Origin of the sequence: Tolypothrix sp. PCC 7601 (assembly GCF_025677855.1) — a bacterium.
In the GTDB taxonomy this organism is placed as follows: domain Bacteria; phylum Cyanobacteriota; class Cyanobacteriia; order Cyanobacteriales; family Nostocaceae; genus Aulosira; species Aulosira diplosiphon.
Window position 1 is genome coordinate 41,349 of the sequence record NZ_CP064885.1, and the last position, 15,939, is coordinate 57,287.

Genomic DNA, 15,939 nt, shown 5'->3' on the forward strand with positions numbered 1-15,939 from the left:
GTCAAAACTATAACTTTATTGTCAAGTTACAGATGATTGCGATGATTGCATTGGGGCAACAGCTAGGAGAATAGATTCATTTGAGTAAACTTCAGTAGGCAGACAACTGAGTGCAGCTACCAGCAGGTTAGCCCTAACTTGGGGGGTACATTCGTGTAAAACTCGCTCCATTGCTCTATTACCAATGGTTTTGGCAACTAGCGCTACCTCGTCTAATAAGCCGTCTGGGGATAATTCAGGTTGTTGGCACAACATGGGGAAGTATTCGCTAGCTAACCACTGTTCGTCCTCCGCCAATTCTGTAAAATTTTTATTACTACCGCTATGAAGACAATCTAATAGCAGGAGTAATATTTTTTTAAACCTAGCCCAGCCGCCCCAGCGTTGGGTAAATCGGCTCACCCAGCCCTGGGTAGTGTCTATGATTTTCGCAATCTCCGTTTGGCCAATTTTCTGCTTCGACTGCCAAAGTTGGGTAAAAGCGTTGACAATGGCTAGTCCAGTCTGCTGCTCAGATCTGCCAGCTTCGGGGCATAGTTGGCAGGCATCAATGCTTTGTAATTTAACATTGGGGAGATGGTCAGCTAAGAAACTTAAGTCATAGTCAGCACAGAAGTAGAAAGTCAGCTGTTCGGTGGGGCGACGGTGAGAACGTAAGCGCCCAATTTCTTGGATGATTTCTGCTTGCACTAATTCGGTGAGATACTTTTGGAAAATGCTTTCTGGGTCGCTCAGGTTGACAGGGTGTCCTGTCATTACCTGGAGTTGTGCTGCCAAAACACCAATATTTTGGTAAGGAATGCCAAAGCTGGCTAGAGCGTCGGCATCACTAAAGCGATTAACGCCACGACCATCAACAAAGTGACCATATTCTTGGCGGTCAGCGGCAGTATCAGCGATCGCTTTCCAATCAATAATGCCCAATTGGGAGTGCAGTTTGGTCAAAGCTTCTTTGAGGGCGTTGACACGGGCTATCAGGGATGGTGAGCGATACTTGGGCAGTTTACCTAAACCAGTGACATTAATTACAGTTAAATTGCTGTAGTCTGGGCGTTGTTGCTCAATTATTAATACGGGGTCAGAGCTACCGAGTTTTAATTTTAATTTGCTCTTTGTGAGAGTAGCATCGAGAAAAATATTAAATTGGGCAGAGTTGACTAGTTCAATATGCTTGGGGTTTTTCCGGTAAATGCTCAATACGCCCCAGGAACAGCTAAAAGCACCGTCACCTTTCCAAGCTTCTAGGAAATCAGGTAGCCAGTATAAAGGCAAGTCGAGAAATTCTCTGCCAGCGTTACGGGCGCTGTCCTTGGTAATTTGTTTGGCAGCGTAACGGGCGGCGGCACTTTTTTTGAGTTGCGTGTCGCTGTTAACATCAATGGTGTCTAGGTTTTCTAGGAATTTTAAATCGGGTTCTAAAGCCTGTCGTATAGCTTCAATATCTAAATCAGGTGGGAATTGCGGCAGCATAGCCCGGATACTGGCATCATTAAAGCCATAGCGGTCGGGAGAATCGATGTCTTGAGTAAATAGCGGATGTAAGGCTTGGATAACTGGCTGGAGTTGAACTAGCAGTGATGGTGCGTTGAGTGCCAGTTGACCAACGGTTTTTTCAAAATCAGCTTGATTGACATCAAGGGAATGCACTGGTTTGATGAGTGTGCCTGCTTCTTCCCAAATGCGACCGACTGTAAAAGCTTGGTTGGCAACGTTGATTAAGTCGGTGGGGGTAGAATCGGGGTGCGCTCTGAGTTCACGTTCGGCGTGAATAGTTGTCCGTTTTTGAAAGCGGAAGCCGTAGCCGTCGCCATTGGCGAAACGGCATTGGTTTTTCAGGGAGCAACCATTACAGATGGGGCTAATGTCGCTTTCTTCAAAATTAAGAGCGGTAAAGTTTTTGTTACGAAATGCGTTGAATAAATAAGTTCTGTGACAATTGCCCACGGTGTCGGCAGTTTCACCCGGTTTAATCCAGAGTTGGAAGTCCTCGCCTAAAGGAGTTTGGCGGGTAGGGTCAAGTTTGAAGCCGTTATGTCGGACTGGCAGGTCAACAAAGTTGGTCTCGATGGGCAGTGTGGATGGGTTGCGGTGGTTGGCATCTTGGTAAATGAGTTTATCAATGCCGAATTGGGCAGATGTGAGTTGTCCAGCATTATAAGATTTGCCCAGTCCAGGATGGGAATTATCTAAAATATGCGTCCAGCCTTTGGATACAGCTTCTAGCCAAGCGTTTATGTGTTCTTCTGGCTGGCACTGGATTCTAATATCTTCTGTAACTTCGGTTTTATGGGGGATATTGCCCGGTTTGTAGATAATAATCTGGGGGGCAGAGGAAGCGGTATTAGTTTTTGGCAGGGGCGTTCGTGATGGCGGCGTTTTAAATCCCTTAAATATCGCCGCAAAAGGTGCTATAGCCTGCTTTAATAAATCTTGGAAGCTGGTTAAATCTTCTTTAACTCGTCCTAGTTCCCACTGTTGACGGTCAATTTGTCCTTTTGGGGGCAGGGATGGTTCATACTGCCGTTGTGGAAAGCGAAAGCCGTACTGCTTGGCAAAGTGAAACAGTGTGCCAATCGTGATCCCCGCACGTCGGAAACTGCGAATTTTAGCGGGGATGTTCCAGGTTGTACCTTTGATGCTGGGTGACCACTTTTCAGCAATGATTTCGGCTTCAGATGCCCCGTAGTGATTGACCAAAGCCATCAGCACTTGGCGGCATTCGTCGTAATTGCCGCTACCTGGGGTGCGTGGGGGGATAAATGAAAGTGCTTGTTGAATTAGCTGCTCAATGTCCCAGCCTTCGGTGTTGGAAATTTCGCGCCACTGTTGGCGGCGTGACTCGATTTCTTGGATGCGCTGTTGGTATTCTTCTCTTTCATGCAGCGCGATCGCAATTGCCTCAGTTACCCATTCTGTTGGTAGCGTTGCTTGGGGGTTGACCAACAGAAATTCTGCTTCTGTGTTGCCATAGAAAACCCGGCTGGCATCTTTACAGGCAGGGTCATGGGGCAACTGCTGCATGAGAGAGCGCGTACAAGCTTCTACTGTGTCAGCACCCTCAACATATTGGGGCAGAAGGAAAATCAACCGGAACTTATGCCAGTCTGGTTTGTGACTGGCAGTGGTGTACATTAAAGCGCAGTGTTTTTGAATGAAGGGATGGACTAGCGCTTCTTCAATGGTTAATTGCGGAGTGTAAACCTTGATAGAATTTCCGTTGTCATCCAGTATTGGCTTGCCATAGGCATCACGGGCGATATCAGAATTATCGATGTCAAGTAATAGCCACTGAGAACCTATAACATTGGCCTTACTGCGCCATTTACCGCCTAATAATCCAGCACAGATGGCGTGACCTGTTTTAATGTGCTGCTGGACATCAGCTAAAGTTCCTTCTGCATCTCGGAAGTTGGCGGCTAACTTTTTAAAGTCCCAGTCTTTATTTTTACCTGTGGCGTTAAATGCAAACTTGATTTTAGTATCTTCAATAAACTCAAGTTCTATTTCACGAGTTAAAGCGGTCTGTTTAGCAGCAGCAGCTTGCGATTCTACTGAGTTATTAAATTGTTGTAATTGTGGCATCAGCCCATCCTCCAGCAAGTTTTTTGGAGGAATTGGAGCTATCCTGTGGTAGTAATCTTGACTCTACAAACTTTTAGAAATATCAGAACAAAATTTAGATTAATTCCTGAGTTGTTGTTTGTTCCTGTGTGGCCAGCGTTACAATGGCTTAACACTCCAAAAGTTAGGATAAGATTACTATTAGGGATATTAATTAGGCAGTCAACCCAATACCCCAATTCCAATTGAATAAATTGAAAGCCTCGCTGTCCTTGCAGGACGTGAGGTTTTCGCCTTTTAGCCTACTCGTATTTGGCTAACCAAGCCTTAATAAACTCAGTTACTTCCTCCTCTTGAATAACAAACGCAGTGCCTTTCCTTCTGAGAGCCAGAATTTTGAGACTTCCTATCTCAGAATAGAGTTGGTCATTGTGATGGGTATCCGCCAGAGTAGGCGGCCATAAGACCAAAACTTTCGCTGTGGGTGTCTTTTGAGCTTCACGAGATGACATCCCAAACAAATTTCTATTTTTATCAAGCCAGCTTTTATAATCTGCTAGTTCAACTAGAGGGCAGGGTTCCCAGGTTCTTAAACCACTCTTGTTTTTCCGCTTAACCTGCAAAACTTCCCTTTTTTCGTTGTAGACAATCTCGCTGTCTCCTTTTGAGCGAATCGAGATAAATAAGTGAGTTTTGCGTGGAAACCTAATAAACAAGTCAACAGGGTTCTTCGACTTTATCTGAAGCACTGGAAAGACTTGTATTTCCTCACTTTTAAACTGTTCTAACAGTAAGGCTGTTAATTTTTCTAACCGAGCCAGTTTTTCAACTCGTACCAATGGCTTGTAAGCCAATGCAAAAAGTAACCAGCCCGCCGGATGAACCATGCCGCCTGTAGCCAGCGCAGCACCACTAGCCGCTAGAGCCACAGTGGACTCATAGTCTTTCGCCTCCCGAAGCATCTCTAACGCCGCTTCGTTGTGCGGCGGGAGTTGAAAATCGGTTGCTGGCTCTTTCGCGGTAGTCATTGGTGACATCAAAAATTGTTTTGGCTGATGACTAATCTCTCATCCTTTACAGGGTCGAACTTTTCTTCATCTAAGCTATATGGTTGGTTTTTCAGTCATGTATTTTGCTTGGGCTAAGTTTAAGTAAAAGTGATCGCCCTAATCTTCATCCTGCTTTTTTAATTTAGTTTTTTTTGTATGTCTTGCCGCAAGCGCTTCGGAAGCAAGAATTTTTACCATTTGACTCATAGAGCGTTTTTCAGTTTTGGCTTCAGCAGATATCAAGTCGTAAAGTGCTAAGTCATCTTCATCTGTGAAATAAATATTTAATCTAGTTCCTGTGGGCATCGTAACACTATCTGGTGTTGGAATACCCCTATTGTCAGTCTAAACCTCTTACTTGTCACTGGTGTTATGCAGTGTTATGATAGCACCAGAAAGCCAGAAAACGACACAAAACAAAGGCAATAGAAGCCGGAAAGTGGAGTTAAGGCTAACCAATAATTGGATATTAGGATTTGAGTCAATTTTCCTAAAAATTGGCTTTAATTCCTATAATTCAAGACTTTTACCAATTATCTGAACCATGACAACCACATACACCGATGCCAATTCTTGGCTAGTTCAAGCATCGTCGCTTGCCAATTCTGGGCTAAATACCCTTATCGCAGGTAAAGACCCCGGTGCTGGGTATGGGAAGGCAACCTATGGTGATTTTTGTATCATGATGCCTGCCGCATACTCAGTAGTTCGCAACCGCAACATCCACCTTCACGAAACCATTTCAAAAGATGGGTGCTGGGTGCGCTATGCAGAAGTGCGATTCGTTAGCTAGAAACTAGGCTCCGTAAGGATTCTAGGGGATTAGCTGCTAGGTAATAGCCTAGATAACTGAATAACAATGTAGGTGTGAATCCTACCCCTCAAGTGCTGAGGTGAAAGCCCTTTCCCTACTGTAGAGACTAGCCATCAATCGGTAAAGCGGGAATGAAAGGCGCTCTTACTGGGAGCCTAAACCTGGTAAGGAGCCGAGCAAGATATCCATGAGTACGAAAGAAAGACACGTTTGAATCATCGTAAAACGCATACAGCGAAATCAGGCTGAAACGCTGCGCCAAAAGGCAAAAGATAAGGGATTGGCGGGTTTCTGACCGACCAATAAGCACCCCCGATAAACTCGGTGAACAGTGTCACTCTAAAGGTATCAGTATTGTTATTCGGAACGAAGTAACCCGTCAAACGCTCTCAGGTACGCACTGAGCAAGGCGCAAGTGTGGTCGAATACCTGAGTAAGTGCTAACCGGATGCCTTGACGGGCAAGATTGAGTAAGAAGCGAACGCTTGGCTGTAATGGTCAAGATAGGCTGACGTACTCACGATGATTTGGTAGGAATGGTCACATTAGGAAGTATATATGTCTAAAACACTGAGCAATCAGATGGTGGAATGGAATAGCATTAACTGGCGAAAGCTAGAACGTGCTGTTTATAAGCTTCAGAAAAGAATATTCCAAGCCTCTCTACGTGGTGATACATTAGCAGTACGCAGACTCCAAAAAACCTTGATGAGGTCTTGGTCAGGAAAAGCCTTATCTGTCCGCAAAGTAACCCAGGATAACCAGGGTAAGAAAACCGCAGGAGTTGACGGCATCAAGTCATTAACCCCCAAGGCTAGACTTACTTTGGTACTAAGCTTGAACATTAACCAAAAAGTTAATGCTACCCGTCGTGTTTGGATTCCCAAGTCCAACGGTGACAAGCGACCCCTAGGTATTCCCACTATGCATGACAGAGCGACTCAAGCACTTGCCAAACTGGCTCTTGAACCAGAATGGGAAGCTCGTTTTGAGCCAAATAGCTATGGATTCCGACCAGGAAGAAGCGCCCATGATGCAATCGAAGCAATATTTAACAACATCAAACAATCTGTTAAGTATGTTTTAGATGCTGATATATCGAAATGCTTCGATAAAATTAACCACTCAGAATTGCTCAAGAAAATCAATACATTCCCAACAATGCACAGACTTATCAAAGCATGGTTGGAATCGGGTGTAATGGATGATGGACAATTCTTTGAGACTAAAGAAGGCACACCACAAGGCGGTGTAATATCTCCCTTACTAGCGAATATCGCCCTTCACGGGCTAGAACAGCTAGTAATAGATTATGCACATAGTCTAAAAGGTAAAAAGAGAATAAATCAACAAACCATATCCCTAATAAGATATGCCGATGATTTTGTAATACTTGCCAACAAAAAATCTCAAATCGTTGAAATGAGAGATTTAGTCTCAAAGTGGTTAGAAAAAATGGGTCTAGAATTGAGTCCTAGTAAAACCAGAATAGGGAAAACCCTGTTTAACCCGACAAATAGCCTAGAAGAGTCAGAAATGACCAAAAACTCTGGGTTCGACTTTCTCGGATTCCATGTTAGACAGTACAAGGTGGATGACAAACAGTCAGGAAAATCAACTAACGGTAAACTACTAGGATTTAAAACACTCATCAAACCCAGCTTGAAAGCGATTAAGAAACACTACGACGCAATCGCAGAAATTATCGACGCTCACAAAGCAGCCCCACAAGCCGCACTAATAGCAAAACTCAACCCCATCATTAGGGGATGGGTCAATTACTATTCGACAGTTGTAAGCAAAGAAACATTCTCTACGCTTGATTACCTAGTATACCAAAAGCTTTCCAGATGGGCGAAGCGTCGCCACTCAGGTAAATCTGGGTCATGGGTAGCCAATAAGTATTGGAATACAGTAGGCGGCAACAACTGGGTATTCTCAGTAACTAGAGATGGTCAAGTAGCCGAAACCTTAATCAGCCATGCTAGCAAGCCAATTGTTAGGCATATCAAAGTTAAGGGGACAGCATCGCCATTCGATGGAAACCTGAAATACTGGAGTTCTAGAAGAGGAGAACACCCCTAGTTCCAACAAGAGTCACAAAACTTTTGAAAGAACAGAAAGGTAAGTGCGCTCACTGCGGATTGTATTTTAGGGAAGACGATTTAATCGAAATTGACCATATCATTCCAACTTCCGTTGGCGGAAAGGACAGGTACGGCAACCTCCAATCATTACATCGTCACTGCCACGACAGCAAAACTGCCAACGATGGTAGTAGAGGTACTCATAACTTGAGCCAAGTCATTGAGGAGCCGGATGAGGTGAAAGTCTCACGTCCGGTTCTGAAGACGAGCGGGACTCGTGAGAGTTTCGCTTAGTTTAATGGTTCACGCAAAGACTTGAAAGATGTTCAATTCTTTTGGGGTAGTGCAGCTATTGCCCAAGCTGACCACACCCTGCTACACGAAGATAAAGCCAAAAAAGCAGAACTGGCATTAGAAAGCATCCTTGCAGACTTAGCAGTTCTCAATATTCCCGATGGCATGAAACTGTCAATTAGCTTGAGCAACCACAACCCAGAACGCTGGGGAGAGGAGATTAAACGCAGAGTTCAAGGTATTCACACCTTCCAACACAAACACCCCGTCAATCGAGAAATTGTCACCAAAACAGTAGAAATCGCAGTAAATGGCATTTATCCAGAGGGGTTTGGCAGTATCGCTCATTGCTTATTTGGTGAACCAACCTTAGCCCTTGAAGAGTCTGAAGTTGCTATCGCCCTAGATATCGGTTCATCCACTTGGCTAATTACCGTATTTAACGGCAATGGTGCAGTTATAGACCGTCACTTGATTGAAGGTGGATGTGGTGAGTTGCACTCAATGATTGCAGAAGCATTAGACAAGCGGAATGACAAAGTAAGTCTGCTGTCCAAAGAAGTCAAACACTCATCTTCTTTAGTGAACCGAGGGATTTTAGAAGGAACTTTAACTTATGGAGGTAATCACCTCACAGGTAAGAATTTTGAGACTGAATATAGCAAATGTCTTGATGATTGGTGGTCTACAAGAATTGAAAAATTCGCTAATTTCGTCAGTTCTAGCAATTACTTAGACCGTGCTAAATACCTTGTTGCTTGGGGTGGTGGTGTTGCTTTACCAGTGGTGGATCAAAATCTTGCGTCTTTGGGTTTTGTGGTCTTAAAAAATCCCCAATTCATCAATGCATTTGGATTAAAGCTGTTAACAGAAATTGCTACAGGAGCGTAAAAAGTGTCTGATAAAACGTCTTACGAATCTCGGCGTATAACCATTTCTTACTTAGCAGTTGAGGAACTGTGTCAGATGTTCAACATTCCTGCTGATGCGCCAACACAAGCACTATCAGCAGCAGTAGAAAAGCTCATTTTTCAAGGTGGTGGCAATTTTCAAGCATTGCCCAAAAATCAAAGTCAGGTATCAACACCAACAGCAACTCAACCGAATAAAGCAGGAATAGCTTCTATGGTCAGCCAGTTTAAGGGACTAGCTTCATGAATAACCTAAATAGAGTTTATGACAGCACATTACTAAGCCAATCTAAGGTTTACCAGATTGACTCTTCGCTGTACGAATATCGGTATAAAACAGGCACAATCCAAGCACCACAATACATCTTCCGCCCACTAGCAGGACAGCGAAAAAAAGCGGATTTAAAGCTGAATCATAAAGCTTTAACTACCCGCTGTTATGAAGTTGAGGGGGCAAAAATAAATAGTTCCGTACTCAGCCAGGAATCATTGCAATTATCAATATTTTGATGAGGTGAATTATGCAGAATCAACCACTGCCAGAATTAGTTGCACAAGCCCAACAATTACTAACCCAAATCAGGCAGCATCCCCAATTCCCAGCACTGCAAATTGATGCAGATGTCACGATAGGCGATGTTACCCAATTTCTCAACGCGCTGGGGTGGGAAGCAACAGCCACTGCTGTAGATGTATCGAAAGAAGGTTTTTTTCAGTAATGGGGAGAGCGATCGCACAGCCTGAGAAACTATTGCGATCGCCCTCAGGTTGTCAAACAACACACAGAGATTTTAGCAAGATGAACAACGAGAATCTATTTACCGCCGCATTAAACGCGCTCACTCTTCATGGATGCCCAAGAGAATTGGCACAAGAAGCAGCAGAGATAGTTGCTAACGATGATCCATTCCTACCCAATTTAGGTAGAACACCAGAGCAGCAGCAGATAATCCAAGAAACACTGCCATACTTGCAATCTGGAGGAATTTATGACCAATTTGAAACTATTGATGAAACACCAAATCCTCTAACTCACGGGCAATTTTTAGGTAATTTTGGCTCTGAATTACCAGACGAAACGATTTGGAGACTTGCAGAAGGCGATTCAACAGCACTAAATGACATTACGGATCACGCAACTAGAGACAAAGCAAACAACATCTTTACAAGACTGGAAGAACTAGGAGCGTGGGAACCATGAGCCGCACCGTAAAACTCAAACTGGATGCACCCATCACCTATGCCGCAATACATTCCCTTTCGGGCATTAGCCAAGAAACCGTATTTCAAGCCCTAGACGGCAATGAGACAGCAGCTGCAACTGTGGCAGATTTTAGAATCAAACAAACTCAACGCGCCCAAAATGCTAAGGCAGTATTCGGCAACCTATCACAAGGTTTACAGGCAACTGAAGCAGTTATGGCAGAAGAAACCAAGTTTCTCACCGACGCAGGGACTTCAATAAACCGGATGGCTGATAATTGGTCAAAAGTCAGAGTCAGCGATGCCCGTTTGGGATACGGCTTAGAGCAAAAGGTTATCGCCTCTGACAACCAATTAAGCCTTGAACAATTCCGCCACTCTAGAACACTTAACCTACTCGGTGAATCACACCGCGCCGAACTACGGGGTATTGAGATTGACTCAACTAGGGCTAAAACTCAACTTTGGCAGCAGGTTCAAGCCAAAAAATCAGAATTGACCCCAGGCGATAAAGCACGGGAAACACTGCGAGAAATCCACAGACACGGTTCAGCAGCAATGCTCCGAGTCAAAGGTTTCTTCAGACGATTAATTGACTAAATTGCCCTCATCCCCCAGCAGGCTCACTGGGGGATAGCCATTTAACAAGGTGTCCCTATGTTAACCAACAATCAGAAAACACCAATATATTTTGATGCGGAGATTGTAGACGAGCGTACACAGCATATTGAGGGCGAACAATACGACAGCGAACAGGTACAAGAAATTATCGCTCTCACTGACAGCAGCATAACTGTACTTCGTGGCATCGCTTTTGGTGCAGCACTAGCAGGTTTTCAAGTCGCATCAACGCAATCGCTGTATCTAGCTGGCAGTGTAGGACTGTTCCCGGCAGTAGTAGCAGGTTTACCAGTGGGTGCAAGTTTTGCTGCCACCCTCTGCTACTTGCGCTTTGAAAATAGTCTGATTCCCAAAGTCACCAACCGTCAAAAATTCGCCATTGGTGTTACACGTACTGCAATGCTCATGGCTAGTTCGTGGAAATTAACCGGCGATGCCCAAAACATGGATTCTATTGCCCGTGGCAGCTTCTCTGTATTCACCCAACAGGTGAGAGAGTTTGAGGGCAGAGAGCAGCCAAGCAAAGACAATTTTGGCTTATTGTTGGGCTTTTCTGTCTTCGCCGCCATCGCATTGTTCTTGTTTTTGCGGAAAAAGTGATGATAAATGACGTTAAACCATCGGAACTAAATCAACGCTCCTACAGCCTGCCACTGCGTTTAAATTGGGCAGTAAAACTATCTGTGGCAGGTGCGTTAGTTTGTGGCATAGCAGCCCATATTGGCGACGGCATAGCTAAGAAAGACATCTGTTTCTACCCGAAGTCAGCCAGAATCCACGATGCACCTATTCAAGCAGGTGACGGCAACCCAAATAAATTACTTTTGGGTAAAAAGTATTGCCGATACCAACAGAGATCGCAAATTCCAGAACCCTACCTCAAGGCTAACCAGTACCGTACCAGCAACCCAAACTATAACCCTTGGGCATTTCTTGAGCATGATGGCTTATATGTGTTCCGCTCACTGAGTGCCGATAACCCGTTTAAAATTCATTTGGGGATAGGGGCGATGATATTGGGGGGTATAGGCTTGTGGGCTACAAGTATTGCACAGGACTATCTCAGCGATATCAGACCGCATTACCGAGCAACCAAACTCTTTGAAGGTGTGAAAGCGTCTTACACTGTAAAACTAGGTGAACAGTTGTTAGACCTATCGGGTAAGGAACTGCTCAAATATTTGAGAGGTATTAAAATCGCTGAGGCCAGACAGCAATTCCTAGCCAGCATCACCCCACAGCAGGTAACAGCTTTACTCATGGCGATGTCGGCTGATGACTATTACGAATTTGGACACCTGCTCGACTCTGGGCAAAGCTTTGAAAAGTTTGAGCCTCAACAGCAGCCAGCTCCACAGCTACCACACGGCACACCAGGAACTGTGGAGGAGCAAATGCAGCAACCAGTAATCGCACCCGACAGCAACACCGCATGGGTGCAAAACCTCATCAAACAAACTGCCCTGATTTGGGGCAACCAAGGCGGCGGTAAATCGTGGCTGGCTCGTTATGTCGCCAAACAGAAAAAAAGAAACAGGCTACCGAGTTGTTGTGCTTGACCCGGACAGCAACCGCGCCGAATGGCGAGGGGTTGAAAGTTACCATTCTTGGTCGGACATCGAACAGCAGATCCGCGATTATGTTGAGGAATTGGAATCAAGACTGACTACTTTTAATAATTCGTCCTTAAGTGAGGAGCAATGGCGGCAGAAACTTTGGAGCGAAGGCAAAGCTTTATCCCTAATTTGTGAGGAAGCAACCACCTACGGCGACTTTATTAAAGATGAGGAATTGCTGTCAAAATTTGGCAAGTTAGCACTGACCAAAAGCCGTAAACAAGAGATGCCTTTAACTGTGGTTGCTCACAACAATACTCAGACTTGTTTGTTTGGCATCAAAGGGCTATATAACCTTGTTTCTAAAATGCTGCAAGTTGAATGTTTAGCGCAAGTAGATCCAATTACACTGCAACCAAAATCTACGGGTAAAGCCAAAGTTAAACTCGATAGCTCTAACGAATGGATATTGGTTGAACTGCCCACAATGACTGCAAAAATATCTGATTTTAGTGACAGTATCTCGGCAGCAGAAGCTAACCCAAATCCCCGCATTGATAAAGCCACATTGGAACGTATTTATGAACTAGAAATCAATATTGGTGAGCAGGCATGTGACACCCAAAATCCACCTAATAAACTTTCAACAATGGCGCAAAAGTTATATGAATATCTCACCAGAACTGAACGAGTAGAAGCTGATGTTAGGGAGTTTAAAAGTAACTTTAAAGTCAACGGTGAAAGATTCACTGTGGAGCAAATCAAGGGCTGGATGTACGAAATTGTTGGGGCTAACTTAGCAGACTGGATAGGCGAGGGTGTTATCAGACTCAATCAAATTTGACTGCTTTTAGTTGCTGGTGTCTACTCTCAAAATTACCCTTTTTCGTGGACACCGGATACCAGACATCACAGACACGAAACCTTGAAACCCTTATACAGTATAGACATTGGCAGACACTACCCCAGACCAAAAATGTCTTTGTCGTGTCTGCTAGACACCAATAATAAATCAGTTATTTAATCAAATATCTATCTCCCAATCTGAGATCACCAAGTTATTAATACGTTGAAATTCTCTTGTGTTATGGGTGATGAGGGTTAAGTTATTTGTCAGTGCGATAGCGGCAATTTGTAAATCATACGCTCCAATGGGCGTGCCTAATACTTCTAGTTGAGAGCGAATTGTGCCAAATGTCATTGCTGCTAAATCATCAAAGGGTAGTGATGTGAATTGGGCTAAAAATTGTTGTTGTAAGCTCAGATTCCGTTGTGGGTTGGCACTTTTCATTGACCCATAAAATAGTTCAGCTTTGACGATTGAGCAAACGGCAATATCTTTAGTGGCAGTGGATTCTAGTTTCTGTTTTAAAGTGGCATTTTTACCACGCAAATAGATAATGCAGGTGTTAGTATCAAGCAGGAATTTCACTCTATTGGTTGGCGGGATGGTTGTTGTCCTTGGGGATGGCGGAAGAATGTTTCATCTTCGATACATCCATAAAATTGAGGCTGGGGATATTCTCTGATGAAGGTTGGGTTTTCTGGTTGTAGGGACTCAATGAGGGTTTTGAGCAATCGGGTCAGGTCTAATTCTTTTGTGAGTTCAGCTTGGGGGGTTTGATGTAAGGATTCTCTTAGTTTATTTGGTTGTGTTTGGTGGGTGTTGTTATTGTTTGTAGTTAGGCTTTGTGCCAGGAGTTGGATAATATACAGTTTGTCGTTAAATGAAAGCTGAAGTAGTTGCTGTTCGAGTTCTGGGATAACCATTACGGATTTTTAGTCGAGGATAATTTTATTTTACTTTCAGCATTTAAGGTAAGGCTCTTAACCTTGCTCTTCATAAATACTTGAGAGTATCAGGGTATATGCCAGGGCATACCCCGTCAATCTCACACAATGCAGGAAATATTGTATATCTCGGCAGATTTCTAACATGAATGCTAGTTTGCTGTATACTTTGCGTATCGTTTAAATGCACTCAGCGAAAAAACTACGAATATAGCTATAAGAGCAACCAAAACTTGCTGAATTGCAATAGATAAAGGAACAAAAACTAATAAACCTATAAGAATAAGAAACAAAAAGGAAAAATAAAATCCTATAATCATTGAACTATAACGTTTAATAAAAGATTGCTGTGTAAGGTTTTCTCTAGTGGAATTTATGTTATTTATATAATGTGTCTGATTGTTGTTTGAAATATTAGATTGCAAATAGCGTTCATTATTTTCTGCCATAGTTATATTCACAACATTATTTAGAACTTGTAAAAGAATTTCTTGATTTGATTCTGATTTAATTGCTTCGCCTAGATTTATAACAGCTTCCGCAATTTCAGGATCTCTTTCAGCTACTGTCTCAATCTCTATTAAAGTTTCACGATAGTTTGATTGTCCTTGCAAATCTTTTTCAACAACCTCTGGATATTTTTTTCTCATCACTTCCAGAAGTTTTTTACCAGCAGTTTCATATGCTCGATCACCGACTTGCTCACCAATTTTTTCAAAATTTTTAGTTAAAACCAAGCTTGCAATTGCTATTGCGACAGATGTTAAAGGTTCCATAACTGCTTGAATCTAATGTCAACATTAAAGATTATTTATCAGATTTAAAAAAAAAGTTCGATGTAATTTTATCGTAAAGTTTTTCAAAAAAATCTAAAAAATTATTAGATAATTCATCAAAAGGAATCCTCAGTAATGTTGCTAATCCTAATAGTAAAATAAATGTACCTACTAACGGAGAAGCTGAATATATTAAACCTAAACCTATCATAACAGCTAATAATGAACCAGCGTTGATAGTTCTTTCTTTATTTTTTTGACTTACCAGTTCATAATCTTGTTGTTTATTTATTTGTTCAATTTGATTTTGCTGCAACTGTTGTCTGAGAATAGTTTCTCTCAATGCTAAAAGCTCTCTTATCTTGTCTGGAGAATCTTCTTTAGCAATTAATTTATCCAAACTATCCAAAGGAGGTTGAGATTTTAAAGGAATTATAGATCCTCCTCTTTCCTGGAAAATTTGTAGCTCTTGCTTAATTTTCTCAATTTTGTCATTCTCTGGAGCTTGATCTTCCATAAACTTTGCATTAAATAATTACCACCTTAATATACGGCCAGTTAGAGTAATCATTAGCTAAACTGGCAAAAATGCTACAACTAGAAACTCGGATATTACCATCGCTAGCTATTGAGCTATGCTTTATTGACTACGAAGGAATGTAACGCTGATAAGTAGCTTTTTTAGTATCGCCACTAATAGGTTGCTATCAGTGACTCATAGCAACGATTTATCAGCCAGGGGTATAGAAGGAGTATAGACAGTTGGGCAAGCCGCAACATGACTCGCTTCATATTGGTACGGATTATACCTGTTTTTGGTCATCATGCAGCCTAGATAAGCAAGTTTAATCAGCCTACGGAATAATGCGGGTTGTGGCGGTCGTGCTGTCAGGCTGATTGATAAGTGTAGCGAACTGCAAACATAAACGCTTCAAACTGCAAACAAGGCAATTGTCGGTGGAACCATAATATTGCCGTTTTGGTACGCTTATGCTTCCAATTGACTTCGGCAACATTACGCTTCCAATGTCTTAAATCCTTGCAGGCTCTATATTCGAGGTCAAGGCATTGAAATGCATCAACTTAAAAATGAAGTTTTGAAGTACCCTATTTTGGCAAGTTTATCGTTCCATTTTTAGTTCCCGGCAATGTTATGGTTCCGATTGTTTAATTAGGGTTGCGATCGCACTTCGGAAAGAATGAACATTACAGCCCCAGTCGCGGCAGTATTATGGTTCCAGTTTTGGCAATATTATCCTTCCACCGACAGCAATTG

The 15,939-nt window shown here is 42.9% G+C and carries 17 protein-coding genes and 1 pseudogene; 11 read left to right on the top strand and 7 right to left on the bottom strand.

Annotated elements, in window-relative coordinates; genetic code table 11:
• Positions 1-21 precede the first annotated feature (21 nt).
• From HG267_RS40240 to HG267_RS40250, 3 genes are all read right to left on the bottom strand, one after another.
• Positions 22-3,582 carry a PriCT-2 domain-containing protein gene (locus HG267_RS40240; RefSeq protein WP_045873483.1) on the bottom strand — a complete coding sequence of 1,187 codons (3,561 nt, stop codon included), beginning with the start codon at positions 3,580-3,582 and terminating at the stop codon, positions 22-24.
• Between the two features lie 281 nt (positions 3,583-3,863).
• On the bottom strand, positions 3,864-4,598 hold the full coding sequence (locus HG267_RS40245) for a hypothetical protein (protein WP_045873482.1): 735 nt from the start codon (positions 4,596-4,598) through the stop codon (positions 3,864-3,866).
• Positions 4,599-4,727: 129 nt separating this feature from the next.
• A complete protein-coding gene (locus HG267_RS40250) occupies positions 4,728-4,916 on the bottom strand; it encodes a ribbon-helix-helix domain-containing protein (RefSeq protein WP_045873481.1) in 189 nt (62 codons plus the stop codon).
• Between the two features lie 238 nt (positions 4,917-5,154).
• Here HG267_RS40250 and HG267_RS40255 point away from each other — a divergent pair, with 238 nt between their 5' ends.
• The 11 genes and pseudogenes from HG267_RS40255 (at position 5,155) to HG267_RS40305 (ending at position 12,940) form a co-directional block, all read left to right on the top strand.
• Positions 5,155-5,403 (top strand): hypothetical protein, encoded by a 249-nt coding sequence (locus HG267_RS40255; RefSeq protein ID WP_045873480.1) that lies wholly within the window; start codon positions 5,155-5,157, stop codon positions 5,401-5,403.
• 579 nt (positions 5,404-5,982) lie between these two features.
• Positions 5,983-7,805: pseudogene (gene ltrA, locus HG267_RS40260) on the top strand (group II intron reverse transcriptase/maturase).
• Between the two features lie 21 nt (positions 7,806-7,826).
• On the top strand, positions 7,827-8,696 hold the full coding sequence (locus tag HG267_RS40265) for a ParM/StbA family protein (RefSeq protein WP_228045773.1): 870 nt from the start codon (positions 7,827-7,829) through the stop codon (positions 8,694-8,696).
• A gap of 3 nt (positions 8,697-8,699) precedes the next feature.
• Complete coding sequence (locus HG267_RS40270; RefSeq protein ID WP_235623116.1) at positions 8,700-8,963, top strand: hypothetical protein; 264 nt, start codon at positions 8,700-8,702, stop codon at positions 8,961-8,963.
• The gene (locus HG267_RS40275) at positions 8,960-9,226 is read left to right on the top strand and encodes a hypothetical protein (RefSeq protein WP_045873522.1); all 267 of its coding nucleotides are present in this window, start codon (positions 8,960-8,962) and stop codon (positions 9,224-9,226) included. Before HG267_RS40270 ends, HG267_RS40275 begins: the two co-directional genes overlap by 4 nt.
• 11 nt (positions 9,227-9,237) lie before the next feature.
• A complete protein-coding gene (locus tag HG267_RS40280; protein ID WP_045873521.1) occupies positions 9,238-9,435 on the top strand; it encodes a hypothetical protein in 198 nt (65 codons plus the stop codon).
• On the top strand, positions 9,435-9,917 hold the full coding sequence (locus HG267_RS40285) for a hypothetical protein (protein ID WP_228045772.1): 483 nt from the start codon (positions 9,435-9,437) through the stop codon (positions 9,915-9,917). Before HG267_RS40280 ends, HG267_RS40285 begins: the two co-directional genes overlap by 1 nt.
• Positions 9,914-10,519 carry a hypothetical protein gene (locus HG267_RS40290; protein WP_045873520.1) on the top strand — a complete coding sequence of 202 codons (606 nt, stop codon included), beginning with the start codon at positions 9,914-9,916 and terminating at the stop codon, positions 10,517-10,519. Before HG267_RS40285 ends, HG267_RS40290 begins: the two co-directional genes overlap by 4 nt.
• Positions 10,520-10,576: 57 nt before the next feature.
• Positions 10,577-11,140, top strand: a complete 564-nt coding sequence (locus HG267_RS40295) for a hypothetical protein (RefSeq protein WP_045873519.1) — start codon at positions 10,577-10,579, stop codon at positions 11,138-11,140.
• Positions 11,140-12,099, top strand: a complete 960-nt coding sequence (locus HG267_RS40300) for a hypothetical protein (protein WP_263420174.1) — start codon at positions 11,140-11,142, stop codon at positions 12,097-12,099. Before HG267_RS40295 ends, HG267_RS40300 begins: the two co-directional genes overlap by 1 nt.
• The gene (locus tag HG267_RS40305; protein WP_263420175.1) at positions 12,050-12,940 is read left to right on the top strand and encodes a hypothetical protein; all 891 of its coding nucleotides are present in this window, start codon (positions 12,050-12,052) and stop codon (positions 12,938-12,940) included. The genes HG267_RS40300 and HG267_RS40305 overlap by 50 nt, the downstream gene beginning before the upstream one ends.
• 180 nt (positions 12,941-13,120) lie before the next feature.
• Here HG267_RS40305 and vapC read toward each other — a convergent pair whose 3' ends face one another.
• The 4 genes from vapC to HG267_RS40325 form a co-directional block, all read right to left on the bottom strand.
• Positions 13,121-13,528, bottom strand: a complete 408-nt coding sequence (gene vapC / locus HG267_RS40310) for a type II toxin-antitoxin system tRNA(fMet)-specific endonuclease VapC (RefSeq protein WP_045873518.1) — start codon at positions 13,526-13,528, stop codon at positions 13,121-13,123.
• Complete coding sequence (locus HG267_RS40315) at positions 13,525-13,866, bottom strand: hypothetical protein (protein ID WP_194007927.1); 342 nt, start codon at positions 13,864-13,866, stop codon at positions 13,525-13,527. The genes vapC and HG267_RS40315 overlap by 4 nt, the downstream gene beginning before the upstream one ends.
• Before the next feature lie 173 nt (positions 13,867-14,039).
• Positions 14,040-14,663, bottom strand: coding sequence for a hypothetical protein (locus tag HG267_RS40320; protein WP_052335369.1), 624 nt, complete (start codon positions 14,661-14,663; stop codon positions 14,040-14,042).
• Between the two features lie 31 nt (positions 14,664-14,694).
• A complete protein-coding gene (locus tag HG267_RS40325; RefSeq protein ID WP_096622414.1) occupies positions 14,695-15,180 on the bottom strand; it encodes a hypothetical protein in 486 nt (161 codons plus the stop codon).
• Between the last annotated feature and the right edge of the window lie 759 nt (positions 15,181-15,939).

Bases quoted from the DNA above. Each gene is read 5' to 3' on its own strand.
- HG267_RS40295 (WP_045873519.1), top strand. From the start codon at position 10,577: ATGTTAACCAACAATCAGAAAACACCAATATATTTTGATGCGGAGATT.
- HG267_RS40275 (WP_045873522.1), top strand. From the start codon at position 8,960: ATGAATAACCTAAATAGAGTTTATGACAGCACATTACTAAGCCAATCT.
- HG267_RS40240 (WP_045873483.1), bottom strand. From the start codon at position 3,582: ATGCCACAATTACAACAATTTAATAACTCAGTAGAATCGCAAGCTGCT.
- HG267_RS40315 (WP_194007927.1), bottom strand. From the start codon at position 13,866: ATGGTTATCCCAGAACTCGAACAGCAACTACTTCAGCTTTCATTTAAC.
- HG267_RS40250 (WP_045873481.1), bottom strand. From the start codon at position 4,916: ATGCCCACAGGAACTAGATTAAATATTTATTTCACAGATGAAGATGAC.
- HG267_RS40290 (WP_045873520.1), top strand. From the start codon at position 9,914: ATGAGCCGCACCGTAAAACTCAAACTGGATGCACCCATCACCTATGCC.
- HG267_RS40300 (WP_263420174.1), top strand. From the start codon at position 11,140: ATGATAAATGACGTTAAACCATCGGAACTAAATCAACGCTCCTACAGC.
- HG267_RS40285 (WP_228045772.1), top strand. From the start codon at position 9,435: ATGGGGAGAGCGATCGCACAGCCTGAGAAACTATTGCGATCGCCCTCA.
- HG267_RS40325 (WP_096622414.1), bottom strand. From the start codon at position 15,180: ATGGAAGATCAAGCTCCAGAGAATGACAAAATTGAGAAAATTAAGCAA.
- HG267_RS40280 (WP_045873521.1), top strand. From the start codon at position 9,238: ATGCAGAATCAACCACTGCCAGAATTAGTTGCACAAGCCCAACAATTA.
- HG267_RS40305 (WP_263420175.1), top strand. From the start codon at position 12,050: ATGTCGCCAAACAGAAAAAAAGAAACAGGCTACCGAGTTGTTGTGCTT.
- HG267_RS40320 (WP_052335369.1), bottom strand. From the start codon at position 14,663: ATGGAACCTTTAACATCTGTCGCAATAGCAATTGCAAGCTTGGTTTTA.
- HG267_RS40255 (WP_045873480.1), top strand. From the start codon at position 5,155: ATGACAACCACATACACCGATGCCAATTCTTGGCTAGTTCAAGCATCG.
- HG267_RS40245 (WP_045873482.1), bottom strand. From the start codon at position 4,598: ATGTCACCAATGACTACCGCGAAAGAGCCAGCAACCGATTTTCAACTC.